This window comes from Streptomyces sp. NPDC002265 (assembly GCF_040296125.1).
Lineage (GTDB): Bacteria > Actinomycetota > Actinomycetes > Streptomycetales > Streptomycetaceae > Streptomyces.
Genome location: NZ_JBEOWS010000205.1, coordinates 1 through 17,291, shown reverse-complemented (window position 1 = coordinate 17,291; position 17,291 = coordinate 1). Strand labels below are relative to the sequence as shown.

Genomic DNA, 17,291 nt, shown 5'->3' with positions numbered 1-17,291 from the left:
TCTGGGGAGCTCCCCTGCGGCCCGCGGCGGCTTCCTTCTTGGGACCACGGAACCACGGCAGCGACCGGAAGGCGTGCGGCGCCCGTGCCGCGCGCCACGGTGTTCCGGGCAGGCCGAAGAGCTCCGGACAGAAGCGGGGCCCGGCGGACCCCGCTTCTGTCCGGAGCTCCGAGCCGGGATCGGCATGCCGACCCCGGCCGAGGGCGCGGACCCTCCGTCAGGCGGTGGCGCCGGGTGGTGCGCCGCCGGGTTCGGGGACCGGTTCGCCGGCCACGGCGTCCGGACCGCGCAGCCCCAGACTGAGCTGGGCGCACACCACGCCCAGCACCCCGACCACGGTCCACAGCACCCACGGGCCGATCGCGTACACGGCGGCGCCGATGACCGGTCCGGCGCCCGTGCCGAGCGCGTAGGCGGCGCCGTACAGCCCCTGGTAGCGACCTACCATCCCCGGCGGGGTCAGACTCGCCAGATGGGCCTGGACGACGGAGGAGTACGCCATCTCGCCGAACGTCCAGACCACCACCGTCGCCGCGAGCAGGGCCATCCCGGCGGTGAACCCGGACAGCGCCAGACCGCCGCACGTGAGCAGGTTGGCGAAGGCCAGGACGTGCTCCGGCCGGTACCGCGAGATCACACTGGTGATGGGCAGCTCCAGCAGCACCACCAGCAGACCGTTGAGCCCCATGAGAAGACCGAAGTCACGCGCGCTCAGCCCCACGTCGTCGATGTGCAGGGGCAGACCGACGGCGGTCTGGATGTAGGCGAACATGGAGAACACGGTCATCAGCAGGAACCGCACCAGGACCCGGTCGGCGAGCACCTGCCGGTAGCCGACCGCCGGCTCGGCCCCTGTCCGTGCGGCGCCGGAGCCGGACCGCGGCTGCGGCGCGTCGCGCAGCAGCACGGCCACGATCACGCCGAACAGCAGCAGCGCCCCGGCCTCCACCAGGAAGAGTCCCGCATAGGAGATGCTCGCCAGCACACCGCCGAGCACACCGCCCAGGGTGGAGCCGATGTTCTGGGCGAACCGGAGCACCCCGAAGGCGGCGAGCCGCTGCTGGGCGGACGACACGGAGTCGATCAGCACCGCCGCCATGGCCGGCCGGTAGATCTGCGACACCAGGCCGATGAGACCGACCACGGCGATGATCGTGGGGAGCGGTCCGAGGAACGGCACGGAGGCCGTCAGCCCCGAGGTCGCCACGACGGACAGCAGGATCGCCCAGCGCCGGCCGATGGTGTCGGTGAGATGGCCGCCGATGACGTTGCCGAGGACCCGGCCCAGTCCGGACGCGCCCAGCACGAGCCCCGCGGCCCCGGCGGAGTGACCGTGCTGGGTCACGTAGAGCACGATGAACACCGGCAGGAAGCTGCCGGCCTGCAGGATCAGGTTGCCGAGACTGATGATCCAGACCCGGCGGGGCAGACCGCGCAGGGTGTCACGGAACCGCGGCTCGTTGCCGCGTGCCCGGTCCGCCGTCTCCGTGCTCACGACGCCGGGTCGGCGTAGAGGTGATCGCGTTCGATCTCCCGGAGCCGGCGGTAGTCCGCGTCGAGCTGTTCCGGGTCCTCGGAGATGAGGATCACGTACCCCGGCTGGGTCGCGACGTCGACCGTGCGGGGCAGCGGCTCCCCGGCCGGACGCGTCGTGACGGCGTGGACGTACGACGGGAGCGCGCGGACGGCGGCCATCGCCTCGTCGGAGGGGGCCACGCCGTGATCGTTCGGGTTGACGAGATGCACGTACCGCAGACGTTCCAGCAACCGGTACGCGGTGGTGGGCAGCAGGTCGAACGCGTCGGGGTCCACGACGGACAGGCCCACGAGCTCGATCTGGTTGGTGCCCAGGCAGCGGCTGGCGATCTCCGGGACCTGCCCTCCGCCGAAGCGTGCGGCGCACTCGACGAGCACCGGTCCCCTGGCGGTCAGCATGACCTCGGTGTGGCTGGCCCAGTTGCGGACCTCCAGGGCGTCGAGCACCTGGTGGGCATAGGCCTCGACCTGCTCGGCCTGCGGATCGTCCGGTGCCAGCGGCTCGTTGTAGTCGTAGATGATGTTGCCGCCGGGCAGCCGTGTCTTGTGGTACCGCCAGATCTCGGCGGTGTGGTGCCTGCCGTTTCGGCTGACCGCGTTGACGAAGTACTCGTCCCCGTCCAGGAACTCCTGTGCCAGGACGGTGGTGTTGGGCAGGCCGGTCCGGTCCGGACTGGTCATGATCTTTTCGTGGACGGCGCGGACCTGGTCCGCGGACGCACACGCCACGACGTTGTCGGTGCCGCAGCTGGCGACCGGCTTCAGGACGACCGGGTAACCCACGCCCTCCTCGGCCCACTTGACGATCTCTTCGGCGTCGGCCGAGACGATCGTGGCCGCGGACTCGACCCCCGCGTCGCGCAGGGCCAGGACCATGTCGTACTTGTTGCGGCGCGACGCCGGCCGGCTCATCCCGTTGCCGGGCGTGCCGAGTTCGGCGGCGAGCCGGTCGGTCAGCTCGACGCCCGACTCGCCGGAGGAGATCACCCTTTCGACCCCGAGCTCGCGCAGCGCGGCGGCGGTGGCCGCGACATCACCGTCGTGGCGCACCCTGGCCACGAAGCCTTCGGGGAACGGCAGCCGGACCAGGTGGACATCGGGATGCGGCGACTCGACGTGCACGCTCTCTATGCCGAGCCGGTTCATGACGGGCAGAAGGAGGCGTCCCATCGCGTACGCGTCGACGAACGCGACGCGCTTGACGGGCACCGGAGAACTGCTTGGCATGGTCAACTACTTTCCCTGGGAGGTGGACACCACGGGCGGAAGGGTTGGGGCGAGCCGGTGACCGGACGGCGGACCGATCGTCACGGCGGTGCCGGATCCGGCCAGGGCCCGGCTGACCGGGTCCGCCACCCGACCGTCGGCGATGCGGACCGACGGCACTCCGCCGGACAGCGCCTCGCGTGCCGCGACGAGCTTGAGCGCCATGCCACCGCCGATGCCCCCGCCGGGCGCGCCGGACGCGGGTACCTCGTAGGTGTTCAGCACGCTCGTCTCGTCGGAAGGGTCGGCGAGCACCCCCGGTGCGCCGGTCAGCAGCACCAGCCGCTCCGCGCCGAGTGCCGCCGCGAGCGCGGCGGCGACGCGGTCGGCGTCGACGTTCACCGCCTGACCGTGCTCGTCGAGCGCGGGCGGCGAGACCACCGGCACGAAGCCGGAGCGCAGCAGGGACTCGGCGAGTTCGGTACGCACCTCGCCGAGCCGGCCGCTGAGATTGTCCCGGACCAGGGTCGTGCGGCCGTCCACGACGGAGCGCACGACGGACTTGCGGCGGGCGCGCAGCATGCCGCCGTCCAGGCCGGTGAGACCGACCGCGGGCACCCCGAGCCGGGACAGCTCCGCGACGATCATCGGTTTGACCCCGCCGGCCAGCGCGAGGACGACCACCTCCAGGGTGGCCGGGTCGGTGTACCGGGTGGACACCTGGTCCGGGGCGACGAGCGTGCGTTGCGGGACACCCAGTCGCCCGGCCAGTCGTGCGATCTCCCCCGAGCCGCCGTGCACCAGGAGGATCGAGTTTCCTTCGCCGGCGAGCCTGGCGACGTCGGCGCAGATGCCCGCGGCGTCGACGGACGGATTGCCGCCGCACTTGATGACCATGAGCGGTCTGGTGGTCACAGTGTCTCCAGTTCGCCGGGAATCGGATGGGATACGGGGCGGGGCGGGCCGACCGCCGCTACGCGGGCCGCGGTCGGGCCCCGGTGGATCGCGCGTGGCCGCTACTCTCCCCAGTCCTCCTCGACCTCGGGCGCGCGGGCGAGCACCATCGGGCTCAGCGCGACGATCTCCAGTTCGCTGCGGCAGCCCGCGCAGTCGACGATCTCGTTGAGCCGTGCCGATTGGCTGATCTGCACCTCGTCCTCGCATTCGGGACAGGCCTGCATGGTGGGCATGCGGTGTTCCTTTCCATCGGTTTTCCGGGGCGGACCGCCGGTCTGTCACGTCGGGAAAGACGGTACGGTCGGGTCGACGTCAGGTGCGTCCCCGGTGAACGCATTCGCGGGTACGCGTCACGCCGACCCTCTCCTTCTGCGGATAAGCGCCCCGCTTACCCCGGCAATCGGAATGCGTAGCCGAAAAGGCCCCGCATCAACGCGGTGCGGCTCCCTCATTGAATTTGCCGAGGACGCCCGCGGTGCCGGCCGGCGCGTAGCGTGTCCCACATGGCAGGACGGCCGTTGTCGGCCTTCCGAGCCGATGACCCACGGCCCTCATCGATCGGAGAACCATGCGTACCGCACGCCTCTTCGGCTACCAGCAGCTCCACGAGGGAGCCGTCCTGATCACCCGCCAGTGCCGCACGGTCAACGTCGTGCGCGGCCGGGAGCAGGTGTCCGAGCTGCTGTCGGCGCTCCGGGGCGAGGACGCCCAGGCCGTGCTGTCCCGCTACGCGAGCGGAGTCCGGCCGGGGGAGGCCGCCTCGGAGGCTCCCGCCCGTCAGCAGAACTCCAGGAAGAACATGTCGCGGTACCCCTCCGCGGCCGCGGGGGCCACCCGCACCGGGGACACGGAGTGCATGGCCGTGCGGTCGTCCAGGAATATGTAGTCCCCGGGGTCCGTCAGGGTGTGGGTCAGTACCGGTGACCTGGTGTTGTCGTAGAGCGTGCTGACTCCGCCGGTGACGTCCCTGCGTGCGATCAGCATCATGACGATGTGCTCGACACCGTCCCGGTGGATCCCCTCCGGGGTCGGATTCCCGGTTTCCCGCTGGGTGGCGACGATGCGGTGCTGATGGACGTTGATCCGGCGCACCGCGGGCACCGGCGCACCGTCGGGCGTGCTCCGTTCGATGCGGGCGACGAAATGGGCCAGCAGCCGGCGGAACACGGAGGTGTCCAGCAGCGCCTGGTCGGCCGGTTCGAAGCGCCGCACGATGCCGCCGTTCAGACGGTTTATCTCCTTGCTCTGGAGGAAACCGTCCTGGTCGATCGAGGCGACGGTGCCGTCGGCGACGGTGTACGAGATCAGGGAGTGCTTACGACGGCGATAGGTGCCGCCGTCTCCCATGTACGGGTCCAGCGGCAGGTCCTCCCAGAACCGGCTGAACTTGTCCCAGTCGTCGCCGTCCCGCAGCAGGTCGTCGCGCGCATTGCCGAGCGTGAACTTCAGCCGATCCATTCCCTTGTTCTCCTCCGGTCGGGGACAGAAACGCGAGCCGCCGAATCTCATACGACGCGCCATTCGCCTACGGCGTTCAGGACGTCCGCCGCGCGAGCGCGCAATTCACTCACCGAGTCGGCGGTGAGCGCGAAACGGAGAAAGTAGTTCTCCTGCTCCAGGTCGGTCACCCGGTAGCCGTCGACGACCACCGCCTTGACGACGCCCGGGAGCGCGCACAGGTCCTCCTCCGTGGCGCCGATCTCCACCCGGCCCAGCTCGTCGGCCTCCACGTCGACCCACCCGATGACCGTCCGGTCGCGCAGCGGACCCGGTCGTTCCAGCGTGAACTCGCCCAGTGCCATGGAGACGATCGCCTCCACCGGGTCGATCCCGCTGATCTCCTGTATCGCCGTCGGATACATGCCGCCGCCGAACCGGGGATTGATCTCCACCAGTTCCGTCCGGCCGCTCTCGTCGGCCCGGCCCTCGACGTGCAGCCAGAGCTGGTCGAGGCGGAGATCGGCGCAGAACGCGTCGAGCATCGCGGTCAGGACCGGCACGCCGGCCCGCACGTGGTCCTGCTGCGGAGGATGGACCCGCAGCCCCGCGTCGTGGTGCCTGACCTCGTCGTGGTCGGGTTTCTCGACCGCCAGGACCGGATGGAAGCGGCCGTCCACGACGGGGCCGTCCACGGAGAACTCGACCCCGGGCAGATACTCCTCGATGATCATTTCCGTGTCGCCGAAGCCGCGCTCCGCCAGGTGGCGCTCGTAGGCGAGGAGTTCGGCCGGGCCGTCCACCCGGCGGACCAGCCGCGAGGCCGTCGACTCGCGCGAGGGCTTGACGATGGCGGGGAAGAAGTCCACCTCCGCCGGCTTCTCGCAGAAGCCGATGGAGGACAGCCCCAGGTCGCGCATACGCTCCCGGACCAGCACCTTGCTGGCCAGCACGTCGAGGCCGACGCCGGCGCCCGGAAGGCCGTAGTGCGCGGCCAGGCCGCCCTGCCAGGGGAGCAGCGGTTCGATCAGGTTGACGACCGCGAGAGGGACGATGCCGCGCTCGTCGAGCCGGTCGATGAGCGCGGGCAGGTCCTCGCTGTCCCAGTCCACCACGACGTGGTCGTCGCAGGAGTCGCGGTGACGGGTGTCCGGAATCTCGGATATCAGTACCGGCCGGATTCCGCGGGACCGTAACTGGTCGGCAGCAGGGACCACTGCGCCGGCATTCCACTTGGAGAGGATGAGTACGGATTTCACGTATGGGCCTCCAGATCGCACATCCAGGTCTGGCGTCGGAAAAGCGCGCCAGTCGGCAGAAATGGTGGAACCAGGGAAGCTTTGTGGTGATCGAGGGATTCGACGGCGGGAGAGCCGGGTCAATACGCTCGTGAATGCGCCGGCCGTGAACTCACCCGGCGGCGGCGCGGTCGTACTGTTCCGCGGCTTCGTCGGCGGCCACGGTGCCGGCGGTCTCGGGGGCGACGGTCTCGGTGCCGGCGGCCGCGGTGCCGGTGGTCTCGGTGTCCGCCGTCGGGGCCAGCAGCGGAACCTCCTTCGTACCCACGGTGCGGACGCCGGAGAACAGCGCCCCGAGGAAGGCCAGGGCGCCGACCGACGCCGACACCCACAGGGCCCGGTGCAGGCCGATGTTCGAGGCGAGCGCACCGGCGCACAGCGATCCGACGGGCAGCGTGCCCCACATGACGAACCGGATCGTGGCGGTCATACGGCCCATGAGCGCTCGCGGGGTGATGCTCTGACGCAGGCTGACCTGGTTCACGTTGAAGAGCACCACGCCGAACGACTGGAGGAACAGGCCGCAGGCGATCACCGCTTCGGGGGACGAGGCGGGCGCGGCGGGGGTGAACAGGGGGCCGACGCCGTTGAGGAGCGCACCCAGCACGATGCTCGGTCCGGTGCCCAGGCGCTGTGACAGCCTGCGGACCACGACGGCCCCCACGACGACGCCCAGCGAACCGATCGCCATCAAGGTGCCCAGCTTGCCGGCGGAGAAGCCCAGTTCACGCACCGCGTAGGTGGTGAAGATGGCCGCGACCATGCCGTAGGAGAAGTTCAGCAGCCCCCCGACCCCGGCCAGCGGCGCCAGCAGGCGGTGGTGGCGTACGAAGGCCAGTCCCTCGCCGACCTCCTTCCACAGCACCGACCAGGTCGGCCGGTTGCCGTCCTTCACCACCGGCTTCTCCCGCTCGGCGGGGATGCGCGACACCATGAACGCGGAGAACAGGAAGGACAGGGCGTCGGCGCCCAGCGCGACCGGGGCCCTCAACGCCGAGATCAGCCAGCCGCCCGCACTGGGTCCGATCAGCTGCGACGCCGACCGGGCCAGCTCCAACTGTGCGTTGCCCTCGGTCAGTTGATCGTCCTCGACGACGTCCGGCAGATACGACTGGTAGGCGACGTCGAAGAACACGGTGGCGACACCCTGCCCGAACGCGACCACGTAGAGCTGCCCCAGGGAGAGCACGTCCAGCGCGTAGGCCAGCGGGACGGTGAGCAGCAGCACCCCACGGAAGAGGTCGGTGCTGATCAGGACGGGCCGTCGGCGCATCCGGTCCACCCACACCCCGGCGGGCAGACCGATCAGCAGGAAGGGCACGATCTGCGCGGCCGTGAGCACACTGACTTCGAACACGCTGGCGTGCAGCACCTGGAGGGCGGCGAGGGGCAGCGCCAGGAAACCGATCTGGCTGCCTATCTGACTGACGCCCTGCGCGGCCCGCAGCCGCCGGAAATCAGGATTCTGGGTGACCCTCATCTGATCCGTCTCTCTCTCGGTGAGGTGATGGCGGCGCCGGGAACGCCGCACTGAACTCCTCGACGCATAGGGGCCGATTGCAAGACTGGCACGCACGGCGCTCACATCGGGTAATCGAGATGCTTAGTCGTGGGACGCGAATCTAATTCGGACGACTCCTGGAAGCTGTGTTCGTCGCGGACGCGAGTGGGACTTCTGGGTTTGTAGTTTTCTCCGCATGGGTCGTCGGTTCGACCGGAAAGGAGTCGTGATGACGCGTCGGCGCATTGCAGCGAGGGGGATACGGCCGTGATACGGGTGGCGGTGGCCGGTGCGGCCGGATATATCGGCGGGGAGTTGCTGCGGCTGCTGCTGGGCCATCCCGAGGTCGAGGTGGTGGGCGCGGTCTCGTCCCGTTTCCCGGGGAAACGGATCGACGGGGTGCATCCGAATCTGCGGTCCGCCACCGATCTGACGTTCTGTTCGGCGGACGAGGTCGAAGAGTGCGACGCGGTGTTCCTGACGCTGCCGCACCGGGTGGCGATGACCCAGATCGACCACTGGACGCAGCGGTCCAAGTTCGTGTTCGACCTGACCGGGGACTTCCGCCTCGACGACACCGAGGTCTTCAGGCGCTACTACGGCGAGGAGCACCTCGCCCCGCATCTGCTGGGCGACTTCGTGCCCGGCCTTCCCGAACTGCACCGCGACCGGCTGCGCACCGCGGACCTGGTCAGTGTCCCCGGGTGCATGGCCACGGCCGGCGTACTCGCCCTGTACCCCCTGGTGGCCCGGGATCTGATCGACCTGGAGCAAGGGGCCCAGTTCGACGCCCGCACCGGCTCCAGCGGCTCGGGGGCCATGGCCGGTCCGGCCAACCTGCACGCCGAACGCAGCGGTTCCATGCGGGTGTTCGCGCCCACCGGGCACCGCCACGAGGCCGAGATCGCACGGCATCTGGGCCTGTCCGCCGCGATGACCGCCACCGGCGTCGAGGCGGTCCGCGGGGTCCAGACCATCTGCCACGCCACGCTGCGCCCCGGTGTGGACAAGCAGACCGTGCGCCGCGCCTTTCGCGAGCAGTACGCCGATGAGCCCTTCGTCCGGGTCGTCGCGCACCAGCGCGGCACCTTCCGCTACCCCGACCCGAAGATCCTCCTGGGCTCCAACTACTGCGACGTCGGCTACGCGGTCGACGAGGACAGCGGCCGGCTGACCACGATCGCCGCCCTGGACAACCTGGTCAAGGGCGGCGCGGGCAACGCCCTCCAGTGCCTCAACATCCGCATGGGCCGGCCCGAGAACCTCGGCCTGACCTTCCCCGGACTGCACCCGCTGTGAACCCCGGCCGACACGAAAGGAAGATCCGCACATGAGCGCACCACCGAATGACACACCAGCCGAGTGGCAGGGCGGCACGGTATGGCTGACCGGCCTGCCGAGCGCGGGCAAGACCACCATCGCGGTGGGTCTCGCCGAGCACCTGCGCTCCGGCGGACACCGGGTCCAGGTGCTCGACGGTGACGAGGTCCGTGCCGCGCTCTCCGCGGAACTGGGATTCTCGAAGGAGGACAGGGACACCAACGTACGGCGGATCGGCTACGTGGCCGGGCTGCTCGCCGGGCACGGCGTCACCGTGCTGGTGCCGGTCATCGCCCCCTACGCGCTGTCCCGCGCCGCGGTGCGTGACCTGCACGCGGACCGCCGGGTCCCCTATGTCGAGGTGCATGTGGCGACCCCGGTGGAGATCTGCGCCGACCGGGACGTCAAGAGCCTCTACGCCAGGCAGGCGGCAGGCCGACTCAGCGGTCTCACCGGCGCGGACGACCCCTACGAGATACCGGTCGACCCCGATCTGCGGGTCCACACCCAGCACCAGACCGTCGACGAGTCGGTCCGTCAGGTGCGCGCGCTGCTCACGGCCCGGGGGCTGTCGTGACCGCCCCGGCGCAGATCGCGCCCGCCGGCCGTCCCGGACGCCTCGGCCCGCGGCCGCGGACGGCGCCCCCGCTGACGCACCTGGAGACCCTGGAGGCCGAGGCGGCCCACATCTTCCGCGAGGTGGCGGGGGAGTTCGACCGGTCGACGCTGCTGTTCTCCGGTGGCAAGGACTCGATCGTCATGCTGCACGTGGCGCTCAAGGCGTTCGCCCCGGCGCCACTGCCGTTCTCCCTGCTGCACGTGGACACCGGCCACAACTTCCCCGAGGTGATCGCCTACCGGGACCGCGTCGTCGAGCGGCACGCCCTCCGGCTCCATGTGGCGTCCGTGCAGTCGTACATCGACGACGGAACGCTCCAGGAGCGGCCGGACGGCACCCGCAATCCGCTCCAGACCGTTCCCCTGCTGGACGCCATCGGCGACGGCCGCTTCGGCGCCGTGTTCGGCGGCGGCCGGCGCGACGAGGAGAAGGCACGCGCCAAGGAACGGGTGTTCAGCCTCCGGGACGAGTTCGGCGCCTGGGAGCCGCGCAGGCAGCGGCCCGAGCTGTGGCAGCTGTACAACGGCCACCACCGGCCCGGCGAGCACTTCCGTGTCTTCCCGCTGTCGAACTGGACCGAGCTCGACGTCTGGCAGTACATCGAGCAGGAAGGCATCGAACTGCCGCAGATCTACTTCGCGCACTGGCGCAAGGTGTTCCGGCGCGACGGCATGTGGCTGGCGCCCGGCGACTGGGGCGGCCCCCGGGACGACGAGTCCCTGTGCGAGCGCCGGGTCCGGTACCGCACGGTCGGCGACATGTCCTGCACCGGCGCGATCGACTCGTCCGCCTCGACGGTGGGCGAGGTGATCGCGGAGATCGCCGCGAGCCGGGTGACCGAGCGCGGCGCGAGCAGGGCCGACGACCGGCTGTCCGAGGCAGCCATGGAGGACCGCAAGCGAGAAGGGTACTTCTAGACATGTCAGCAGGCGTCGCGGAAGCGGCAGTTCAGACGTGCTCCACCGGCCGGCCCCCGGGGAGCCTGTTGCGGCTGGCCACCTGCGGGTCGGTCGACGACGGCAAGTCCACCCTGGTCGGACGGCTCCTCTACGACACCAAGTCCGTCCTCGCCGACCAGGCGACGGCCATCGAGGAGGTGTCCCGCAGGCGGGGTCAGGACGGCCCCGACCTGGCTCTGCTCACCGACGGCCTGCGGGCCGAACGGGAACAGGGCATCACCATCGACGTGGCCTACCGCTACTTCGCGACGCCCGCACGCCGGTTCATCCTCGCCGACACCCCCGGTCATGTGCAGTACACGCGCAACATGGTCACCGGCGCCTCCACCGCCGACCTGGCGGTGATCCTGGTCGACGCGCGCAACGGCGTGGTCGCGCAGACGATGCGGCACGGCGCGATCGCGGCACTGCTGCGGGTGCCGCACGTCGTGCTGGCCGTCAACAAGATGGACACCGTCGACTACCGGGAGTCCGCCTTCACCGCGATCGCGGACGAGTTCGCCCGGCGGGCGCGCGAGTTGGGGATCACGGACGTCACCGCCATCCCGATGTCCGCGCTGACCGGCGACAACGTGGTCGAACCCTCCACCAGGATGGACTGGTACGAGGGCGAGACACTGCTGTCCCATCTGGAGAACGTGCCGGTCGGAGCGGACCCGGTCGGCAGGCCGCTGCGCCTGCCGGTGCAGTACGTGATCCGGCACCCCTCGCAGCACCGGCAGGTGGTGGAGCGCTGGCCGGCCGGGCAACTCGTCTCCGGCGTCGTCGAGGTCGGCGACCGCGTCGTCGTACAGCCGTCCGGGCAGACCAGCACGGTCGTCGGCCTCAGCGTGCTCGGCAGGGAGACCGACAGCGCCAGGGCACCGCAGTCGGTGGCCGTCCGGCTCGCCGACGAGATCGACATCTCCCGGGGCGACCTGCTGAGCGCGGGCCCCGCTCCACAGCTGCTGCGGCACATCACCGCCAGCGTGTGCCATCTGCACGACCGCCCGCTGCGGCCGCGACAGCGGGTGCTGCTCAAGCACACCACCCGCACGGTCCAGGCGATGGTGGAGCGGATCGACTACCGCACGGACGTCACCGACGCCCGTCGGCTGCCCTGCGAGGACGGTCTGTCCGTCAACGAGATCGGCGGGGTACGGATTCGCACCGCCGAGCCGCTCGCCGTCGACGACTACCGGGAGAACAGGCGCACGGGTTCGTTCCTGCTCGTCGACCCGCAGGACGGGACGACGCTCGCCGCGGGGATGATCGACGCGGGAACCGGGGCAGGACAGGGCCCGGCCGGATATTGACGCGGATTCAAGCCATAGTTGAGGTGAGCCTGCCATATCCGGAGGAAGATCAGTATTCTGCTCGATACCGGCCTGGTGCTGCCGAATCGGGGGAGACACACGGCATGTTCGAGTCGACTGTTCCTGATGCCCGCGAGGGCGGCCTCGACGTTCACCGGTGACGCGTTCCGGATCGCCCGGCGACCCCTGCCCGGTGCCGTCCTCCACGGCCCACCACAGCACGGGTCGCCGCCCGTCGTGTCACCGGCCGGTCGCCGGGCCGCGGATCCCGATGGCCGCACCACCTGAGTAGCGGAGTCCTTGCGCAGCGACGTGCCGAGGAAAGGACACGGGGGTGTCGAACGAAGAGGAAGCCGACGACGGATGCCACGACGGCGAGGAGTGGGTGCCGATCGCGTCCCTGCTTCCGGCGGACTCGCCGAGACTGGCCGGGGAGAGCGCGGAACACATCCAGGTCCTGGCGCTGTCCGAGACGGTGCTGCCGCCGATCGTCGTGCACGTGCCGACCCGGCGCGTGATAGACGGAATGCACCGGCTGCGCGCGGCCAGACTCCGCGGCCAGCGCGACATCCTGGTCCGGTTCCACGACGGTGACGACGAGGACGCGTTCATCGTCGCGGTGAAGACGAACATCGCGCACGGGCTGCCGTTGTCGCAGGCCGACCGGACCGCGGCGGCGGCCCGGATCGTGCACGCGCGTCCACAGTGGTCGGACCGGAAGGTCGCCTCGGTGACGGGTCTGTCGGCCACCACGGTCGGAGCCATCCGCCGGCGCTCGGCCGAGGGATCCGGACGTACGGACGTGACGGCCCGGGTGGGACGGGACGGCAGGGTCCGACCGCTGGACGCCACCGCGGGCCGACTGCGGGCGGGCGATCTGCTGGCACAGCGGCCCGATGCCCCCATCCGCGAGATCGCCGTGGCCGCGGGGGTCTCCCCGGCCACGGCACTGGACGTCCGCAGGCGGCTGCGCAACGGCGAACACCTGGTCCCGGAGCGCCCCGGCCCGTCCCGTCCGGAGCGGGCCGGCACGCCCGGCCGACGGGAGCGGCAGGACCAACAGGACCGGCGGGACCGGCAGGACCAACAGGACCGGCAGGACGGGCAGGACCGGCAGGACGGGCAGGACGGGCAGGGCCACGACCCGCACGGCGGGGACTGGCGGAAGGCGCTCTTCGAGATGAAGAGCGACCCCTCGATCCGGTTCACCGACGGTGGTCGTGCGCTGCTGCGCTGGCTGCACGGCCACACGGCCGCGCTGGACGAGTGGCGGGAGCACATGGCGAGCCTGCCGCCGCACTCGCTGCGGATCATGGCGCGGCTGGCGCAGCACAACAGCGCCACCTGGCAGGAGGTCCAGCGGTACCTCGAGGACAGGATCCTGAAGTCGGGATCCTGACCTCGGGTTTTCCGAGCTCGGGTTTCGGGCGTCGTGATTCCCGCGTCGTGATCCCGGCCTCGGGTTTGCGGCCTCGTGATTCCGAAGTACCGGTTCGATCGAAGGGGCTACCGTGACGCGCGTCAAAGTTCTCGTCGGCTCACCGGAGCATCTCGCGGACCTCGTCCAGGCTCTGGAGGCCGCCGGTCTCACGGCGACACCGGCGACCACCCTGTCCGACCCGGACATCCTGTGGTCCGCCGACGCGGTCCTGATCGACACCGACCTGCTGTGCCCGGACCGCGACCTGTTACGCATCGCGGAAATGGCCCAGCTCACCGTGGTCCTGCTGCTGAACGGCACGGCGACGGCGGCCGACTGCGAGGCGTACCTCGAATCCGGCGCCACCCGCGTGATCGGCAAGCGGGAGCCCATGGACCGCCTCGTCGCCCGGGTCCGGGCGGTGGCGCCCGGACCGGACGTGGCCGACCACCGAGACCTCTCGGAGCGGGAGCGGCAGGTGCTGTTCGAGATCTCCAGCGGGCTGACCCACGGCCAGATCGCGAAACGCCTGGGGATCAGCCCGCACACGGTGGAGACCTATGTGAAGCGCATCCGCGCGAAGCTCGGGGCGGGCAACAAGGCCGAACTGACACGAGTCGCCCTGGGCCCCGAGACCCGTCAGCCGAGGCCGCCGGACATCACGTCGATCACCCGCTGAAGGCCGGCGTCGCCGAGCAGGTGCGCGAGTGTCCACGGACAGGTCCATGCCGCCGACCGTACCCAGGCGCCGTACGGCCGGCCCTGTCCCCTCTTCCCGTGACATCACGCCATTCGGGACCGCCGTTAAGGTCGCCGTTGTCCGTGACCGGCAGGGGGCACACGTCCCGGGAGCGCCGTTCGACTGACGGACCCGGACAGTTGAACGGGAACGACCGAGATCCGGGCCGGTCGTGGGTGCGCTGTCCCGAGGAGTGAACTTCGATGCTGTGAGGTGCTGCTGTGACGAATGCTTCGACGTCCGACGCGCGGACCACGGAGCTGGGTACCGAGGACAATCCGTACGATCTGGTCGGCGTGGGCTTCGGGCCGTCGAACCTCGCACTCGCCATCGCGGCCGAGGAACTGGACGGCGAACGGACCTGTCTGTTCTTCGAGCGCAGCCCGCAACTGCGGTGGCACCCCGGGATGCTGATCGAGGGCTCCCGGATGCAGATCTCGTTCCTGAAGGACCTGGTCTCGCTGCGCAACCCCGCCAGCCCGTACACCTTCCTCCAGTACACCAAGGCCAAGGGCCGTCTCGAACAGTTCGTCAACCTGGGCGAGTTGCGGCCGACCAGGCTGGAGTACCAGGACTATCTGCAATGGGTCGCGGGGTTCTTCGCCGACCAGGTCCGCTACCACGCCGAGGTCATCAGGGTGTCGCCGTTCCGGCGGCCGGGCGAGGACGCGCACCGGCTGCTCCGCGTGGAGGCGCGCGACGTCAGGTCGGGACGTACGACCGTCTGCTACGCGGCCAACGTCGTGCACGCCGCCGGCGGCCGGCCCCGGCTGCCGATCGGGGGAGTCTGCGCCGGTCCGGCCGTGATTCATTCCAGCGACTTCCTGCCGCGGTTCCCCGACCACTTCGCCGACCGGTCGCGTTCGTACGAGTTCGGGGTCGCGGGTGACGGACAGAGCGCCGGTGAGATCGCGGCGTACCTGATGCGCGGGTATCCGAACAGCCGGGTGCACCTGTTCCTGTCCGGCGAGACGCTGCGGGCGACCGACAACAGCCCCTTCGTCAACGAGCAGTTCTTCGAGGGGTACACGAACTCGTTCTACACCAGGCCGAGTTCGGAGTGGGCCGCGTTACGGGCGGAACTGCGCAACTCGAACTACGGCGTGGTCGAGGCCGGTTTCCTCGACGATCTCTACCGGCTGGTGTACGACGACGAGGTCCGCGGCACCCGCCGGCTGATCACTCACCCGGCGACCAAGGTCACCGCCGTGCGGGAGGGCGAGACCGGTCCGCAGGTAGAGATCGTCGACCGGCGCAGCGGGGCGGAAGGGGACATCCTGTGCGACGGGGTGGTGCTGGCCACCGGGTACATCAGGGCCCTGGACGAGTCGATCTTCGGTCAACTGGTGCCGTTCCTGAAGACCGAGGGCGACGAACTCGTGCTGTCGGACCACCGGGTGAGCACCACCGCCGAACTGGCGGCCGGGCTCTACGTCCAGGGCTACGGCGAGCACCTGTTCGGCCTCGGCGACACCCTTCTGTCGCTGCTGCCGTTCCGTTCCCGGCAGATCTTCACCGACATCTGCAAGCAGCCCCCGGCGCCCGTGTGGACCCGGCGGCCGGGCCCCTCACCCGAGGCGGGATTCCGCCACGAAGAAAAGAGGTGGCCTTCCGGCCGGACACACGGCTAGGGTTTCCCTCGTTCCGAGGCGGCCGTCGGCCGCCGTGGCCGGCCGAGCGTGATCCGGGAGGTGTGACTGATGGCTGTCGTTGCGATGGGCGCTGCCCGCATCCACGAGTTCATCGATTCCACCTCCGTGGCCCTCGGCTGACACCTCCGGTTTCCGCGCCCGTGTGCGCGTTCCGGCTCCTGGGCCACCCTTGTGAAGGGTCCCCCCTTGTCTTCCTCCTCCATCCGGCTTCCTTCCTCGCACCCGCTCGCCCCGTACGGCTGGGACGCGGACCGGGAGGCCGAGTTCGCCCCCTACGCCGGGCAGGGTCTCCTGCCCGGCCGGGTCGTACGGGTCGACCGCGGCCAGTGCGACGTCATCACCCCTGACGGCACCGTGCGGGCCGACACCGAGTTCGTCGTTCCCCGCGATCCCATGAAGGTCGTGTGCACGGGCGACTGGGTCGCCGTCGACCCGCAGGGCGGTGATCCGCGCTATGTGCGGACCTTGCTGCCCCGCCGTACCGCCTTCGTACGCTCCACCTCCTCCAAGCGGTCCGAGGGCCAGATCCTCGCCGCCAACGTCGACCACGCCGTCGTCGCCGTCTCCCTGGGCGGCGAACTCGACCTCGGCCGCGTCGAACGGTTCCTCGCCCTGGCCTGGGAGTCCGGTGCGCAGCCCGTGGTGGTGCTCACCAAGGCCGACCTCGTGCCGGACCCGGCCGGCCTGTCGTACCTCGTCGAGGACGTGGAGACGACGGCGCCCGGCGTGCCGGTGCTGACCGTCAGCGCCCACGACGGAACCGGGCTGGACGTCCTCGTCGCTCTCGTCGGCGGCGGTACGTCCGTACTGCTCGGCCAGTCCGGCGCGGGCAAGTCGAGCCTGGCGAACGCCCTGCTCGGCGTCGACGTGATGGACGTACAGGCCACCCGTGACGTCGACGGAAAGGGCCGGCACACCACCACCACGCGCAACCTCCTCGTGCTGCCCGGCGGCGGAGTGCTGATCGACACCCCGGGACTGCGCGGGGTCGGTCTGTGGGACGCCGAGAGCGGCGTCGGACAGGTCTTCGCCGAGATCGAGGAACTGGCGGAGCGGTGCCGCTTCCACGACTGCGCGCACGAGTCCGAACCGGGCTGCGCGGTGCTGGCCGCCCTGGAGACGGGGGAGCTGTCCGTGCGACGGCTGGACAGCTACCGCAAGCTCGTCCGGGAGAACCAGTGGATCGTCGCCAAGACCGACGCCCGGCTGCGGGCGGAGATCCGCAAGGACTGGAAGCGCAAGGGCGCCGAAGGCCGGGCCGCCATGGAGGCGAAGCGGGGGCGGGGACGGTGATCCCCGCGGTCCCCGCCGGTTGACACGCACCGGCGTCCGCGGCGGGCGGCTGCGTCCGC

At 70.5% G+C, this 17,291-nt stretch carries 15 protein-coding genes; 8 read left to right on the top strand and 7 right to left on the bottom strand.

Annotated features, from left to right (window positions below; genetic code table 11):
- Positions 1 to 217: 217 nt before the first annotated feature.
- The 7 genes from ABT085_RS29575 to ABT085_RS29545 form a co-directional block, all read right to left on the bottom strand.
- Positions 218 to 1,495, bottom strand: coding sequence for an MFS transporter (locus ABT085_RS29575; RefSeq protein WP_351614479.1), 1,278 nt, complete (start codon positions 1,493 to 1,495; stop codon positions 218 to 220).
- Entirely contained in the window at positions 1,492 to 2,763 is a 1,272-nt protein-coding gene (locus ABT085_RS29570; protein WP_351614477.1) for an ATP-grasp domain-containing protein, read from the bottom strand. Before ABT085_RS29570 ends, ABT085_RS29575 begins: the two co-directional genes overlap by 4 nt.
- 6 nt (positions 2,764 to 2,769) lie before the next feature.
- A complete protein-coding gene (locus tag ABT085_RS29565) occupies positions 2,770 to 3,657 on the bottom strand; it encodes a [LysW]-aminoadipate kinase (protein WP_351614475.1) in 888 nt (295 codons plus the stop codon).
- A gap of 101 nt (positions 3,658 to 3,758) precedes the next feature.
- Positions 3,759 to 3,932 (bottom strand): lysine biosynthesis protein LysW, encoded by a 174-nt coding sequence (gene lysW / locus ABT085_RS29560; RefSeq protein ID WP_351614473.1) that lies wholly within the window; start codon positions 3,930 to 3,932, stop codon positions 3,759 to 3,761.
- A gap of 544 nt (positions 3,933 to 4,476) precedes the next feature.
- Entirely contained in the window at positions 4,477 to 5,157 is a 681-nt protein-coding gene (locus ABT085_RS29555) for a 2OG-Fe dioxygenase family protein (RefSeq protein WP_351614470.1), read from the bottom strand.
- A gap of 47 nt (positions 5,158 to 5,204) precedes the next feature.
- Entirely contained in the window at positions 5,205 to 6,395 is a 1,191-nt protein-coding gene (locus tag ABT085_RS29550; RefSeq protein ID WP_351614467.1) for an ATP-grasp domain-containing protein, read from the bottom strand.
- 151 nt (positions 6,396 to 6,546) lie between these two features.
- Complete coding sequence (locus ABT085_RS29545) at positions 6,547 to 7,914, bottom strand: MFS transporter (RefSeq protein ID WP_351614464.1); 1,368 nt, start codon at positions 7,912 to 7,914, stop codon at positions 6,547 to 6,549.
- A gap of 288 nt (positions 7,915 to 8,202) precedes the next feature.
- On the opposite strand from ABT085_RS29545, the gene argC reads away from it, so the two are divergent.
- From argC to rsgA, 8 genes are all read left to right on the top strand, one after another.
- Positions 8,203 to 9,234, top strand: coding sequence for an N-acetyl-gamma-glutamyl-phosphate reductase (argC, locus tag ABT085_RS29540; protein WP_351614461.1), 1,032 nt, complete (start codon positions 8,203 to 8,205; stop codon positions 9,232 to 9,234).
- 31 nt (positions 9,235 to 9,265) lie between these two features.
- On the top strand, positions 9,266 to 9,832 hold the full coding sequence (cysC, locus tag ABT085_RS29535) for an adenylyl-sulfate kinase (RefSeq protein ID WP_351614458.1): 567 nt from the start codon (positions 9,266 to 9,268) through the stop codon (positions 9,830 to 9,832).
- A gap of 14 nt (positions 9,833 to 9,846) precedes the next feature.
- Positions 9,847 to 10,791 (top strand): sulfate adenylyltransferase subunit CysD, encoded by a 945-nt coding sequence (gene cysD, locus ABT085_RS29530; RefSeq protein WP_385530082.1) that lies wholly within the window; start codon positions 9,847 to 9,849, stop codon positions 10,789 to 10,791.
- 2 nt (positions 10,792 to 10,793) lie between these two features.
- Entirely contained in the window at positions 10,794 to 12,128 is a 1,335-nt protein-coding gene (locus tag ABT085_RS29525; RefSeq protein WP_351614455.1) for a sulfate adenylyltransferase subunit 1, read from the top strand.
- A 334-nt stretch (positions 12,129 to 12,462) separates the two neighbouring features.
- Entirely contained in the window at positions 12,463 to 13,527 is a 1,065-nt protein-coding gene (locus tag ABT085_RS29520) for a ParB/RepB/Spo0J family partition protein (RefSeq protein ID WP_351614452.1), read from the top strand.
- Between the two features lie 112 nt (positions 13,528 to 13,639).
- The gene (locus ABT085_RS29515; RefSeq protein WP_351614449.1) at positions 13,640 to 14,227 is read left to right on the top strand and encodes a response regulator transcription factor; all 588 of its coding nucleotides are present in this window, start codon (positions 13,640 to 13,642) and stop codon (positions 14,225 to 14,227) included.
- Positions 14,228 to 14,508: 281 nt separating this feature from the next.
- Complete coding sequence (locus tag ABT085_RS29510; RefSeq protein ID WP_351614448.1) at positions 14,509 to 15,918, top strand: SidA/IucD/PvdA family monooxygenase; 1,410 nt, start codon at positions 14,509 to 14,511, stop codon at positions 15,916 to 15,918.
- A 207-nt stretch (positions 15,919 to 16,125) separates the two neighbouring features.
- Complete coding sequence (gene rsgA, locus ABT085_RS29505; RefSeq protein WP_351614445.1) at positions 16,126 to 17,232, top strand: ribosome small subunit-dependent GTPase A; 1,107 nt, start codon at positions 16,126 to 16,128, stop codon at positions 17,230 to 17,232.
- The last annotated feature ends 59 nt before the right edge of the window (positions 17,233 to 17,291 follow it).

Bases quoted from the DNA above. Each gene is read 5' to 3' on its own strand.
- ABT085_RS29545 (WP_351614464.1), bottom strand. From the start codon at position 7,914: ATGAGGGTCACCCAGAATCCTGATTTCCGGCGGCTGCGGGCCGCGCAG.
- cysC (WP_351614458.1), top strand. From the start codon at position 9,266: ATGAGCGCACCACCGAATGACACACCAGCCGAGTGGCAGGGCGGCACG.
- lysW (WP_351614473.1), bottom strand. From the start codon at position 3,932: ATGCCCACCATGCAGGCCTGTCCCGAATGCGAGGACGAGGTGCAGATC.
- ABT085_RS29570 (WP_351614477.1), bottom strand. From the start codon at position 2,763: ATGCCAAGCAGTTCTCCGGTGCCCGTCAAGCGCGTCGCGTTCGTCGAC.
- ABT085_RS29555 (WP_351614470.1), bottom strand. From the start codon at position 5,157: ATGGATCGGCTGAAGTTCACGCTCGGCAATGCGCGCGACGACCTGCTG.
- ABT085_RS29525 (WP_351614455.1), top strand. From the start codon at position 10,794: ATGTCAGCAGGCGTCGCGGAAGCGGCAGTTCAGACGTGCTCCACCGGC.